Here is a 1,758-nt window from a genome sequence, read left to right as displayed (position 1 = left end):
GAGTTATATAAAATCAACTTGGACAAAACATATGAGATTGTGAGACTTTTTAAGAACGATAAAGAAACGAATTTTAGCGCAATATATGCGTCTGGCAAATAAGTAATAGATAACATGTTTACAAGGTTGCTTCGGCAACCTTTTCTTATTATATTTTTCCCTTTACAAGGAGTTGATTAAAATTTTCAGAATGAGCAATTTAGTAATTGTATTATACTCAGTTGTATTTGCAGGATCACTGATGCTCTATCAAACTCAACTTGATAGTCCCGTTGTTGAAGACCGTGGACGACTTTTACCTGTCAAAATCAAATCGGTCAAATCAAGCGATAGTGAGCATGAAATAAAGAGTATCGTTCGTAAGGCAAATCACAATAACGACAAGATTTCGATTGCTGGAATGCAGCATAGTCAAGGTGGTCAAACCCTTTATCCAGACGGGATTTTGCTCGACATGAAGCAATATAATAAAATCCTGGGATTAGATGAAAAAAATATGCTCATCACTGTGCAAAGTGGTGTGACGTGGGCAGATATTCAATCATACATAAATCCTTATGGTCTTGCGTTAAAAGTTAGTCAATCACAGAATATATTCACAGTGGGAGGTTCGATGAGTGTAAATGTTCACGGTCGAGATATCCGAAATCATACACTCATTGAAACAGTTGATTCCTTTAGATTACTGAATGCACAAGGCCAAGTCTTAAATGTCAGTCGCGACGAAAATCCCGAACTATTCAATTTGGTAAATGGAGGATACGGTTTATTCGGCGTAATCCTGGATGTGACCTTACAATTGACGAAAGATGAACTATATCAAGTGACTACAGAAGCCATTTCGTATGATGAATACAGTTCCTACTTCACAAAAAATGTTTTGCATAAAGATGATGTAAAAATGCATCTTGCTAGGATTTCTGTAGCACCTAACAGCTATTTAACCGAAATGTATGTTACCGATTACGCTACAGCTGATAATCAATCCCTATTAGAGGGTTACACTTCTTTGAAACGTGAAAGTATTATTGCAGTTCCGAAATTTTTTCTGGGGCTTTCACGAACAAATGACTGGGGAGAAAATGTCTTTTGGAATACTCAAAAAGAATATAATGAGCGGTTAGATGGTACGTACATTTCAAGAAATAATGTGATGCGGTCTGATTCGTTAATTATGGACTACAACAGCGCTAACAAAACACAAGTACTACAGGAATATTTTGTACCAGTCGACCACTATACCTCCTTTATTGATTAACTAAGAGACACTCTTAAAGATGAAAAAGACTTTAATCTATTAAATATTACTGTTCGGTATGTGGGGGAAAATGATGAAGCCGTTATGTCTTACGCAACTGATGATATGTTTGCGCTAGTCATGCTTATTAACCAAGGTACAAGCGAGGAAAGTATCGAAACAACGGGGCGAGTCATTCGAAATATGATTGATGTGACGTTAAAACATGATGGTACCTACTATCTCCCTTACTATCACTACCCAACAAAGGAACAGTTAAAAGAGGCATACCCTAGAACTGAGGAATTCTTTGAAATGAAAGAAAAGTATGATCCGGACGAACGGTTCATGAATCTTTTCTATGAGGAGTATCATAAATGAATTACAAAAAATTTATTATTTACCAAGGAACTATCGGAATGGCCGCAAGCATGATTTTTCCGTTCTATGTATTGCTACTAAAAAATGTCGGAAGCAGTTACACACAGTTTGGCTGGGCATATGGATTATTTGCACTAACG

Annotated in this window: 2 pseudogenes; both read left to right on the top strand. The window is 36.5% G+C overall.

The features are described 5' to 3' along the window. Nucleotides 1–190: 190 nt before the first annotated feature. Nucleotides 191–1,618: pseudogene (locus WBG45_RS15610) on the top strand (FAD-binding protein). Next, nucleotides 1,615–1,758: pseudogene (locus WBG45_RS15605) on the top strand (MFS transporter); the annotation flags it as partial. The pseudogenes WBG45_RS15610 and WBG45_RS15605, both read left to right, overlap by 4 nt.

Source organism: Paenisporosarcina sp. (assembly GCF_049671445.1).
Classification (GTDB): Bacteria; Bacillota; Bacilli; order Bacillales_A; family Planococcaceae; genus Paenisporosarcina.
The sequence above is the reverse complement of the archived record's forward strand: the minus strand, read 5'-3'. Positions and strand labels throughout refer to the sequence as shown.